The 472-nt window shown below is 53.0% G+C and carries 1 protein-coding gene; it reads right to left on the bottom strand.

Annotation, left to right across the window (positions count from 1 at the left end):
- A partial coding sequence (locus Q9291_RS14190; RefSeq protein WP_306388254.1) for an IS3 family transposase occupies positions 1-472 on the bottom strand: 472 nt, incomplete at both ends.

The raw sequence follows: 472 nt of genomic DNA, 5'->3' as shown, positions 1-472 counted from the left end.
GCCTCATTCACGGCTTCTATGCAGAAATCTGTGGTCAGTGTATTGGATAGCCGCCAAGATAATACCCGACGACTGGCCCAGTCTACGACGGCAAACAGGTAAACAAAGCCTCGCTGCATGGGAATGTAGGTAATATCGGCTGCCCAGACATGGTTTGATCGGTGAATGGTCAGACCACGCAACAGATAGGGATAGACTGGATGCTTGGGATGTCGCTTGCTGGTGTTGGGTTTGCGGTAAATGGCTTCCATCCCCATGCGCCGCATCAGCGTCTGCACCCGTTTGCGTCCAATGGTAGGATAGTCACCACGGCGCAGTAAATCACGTAGCATGCGGCTGCCCGCAAATGGATATTCCAAATGCAGTTCGTCCATGCGGCGCATGATGGCTAAATCCTCTTCTGTAATCTCCACCGGCTGGTAGTAGGCCGTGGAGCGAGACAATTGCAGCAACTGACATTGCTTGACGACTG

Source organism: Methylophilus aquaticus (assembly GCF_030769565.1).
Classification (GTDB): domain Bacteria; phylum Pseudomonadota; class Gammaproteobacteria; order Burkholderiales; family Methylophilaceae; genus Methylophilus; species Methylophilus aquaticus.
This window is presented reverse-complemented; position numbering and strand designations above follow the sequence as displayed.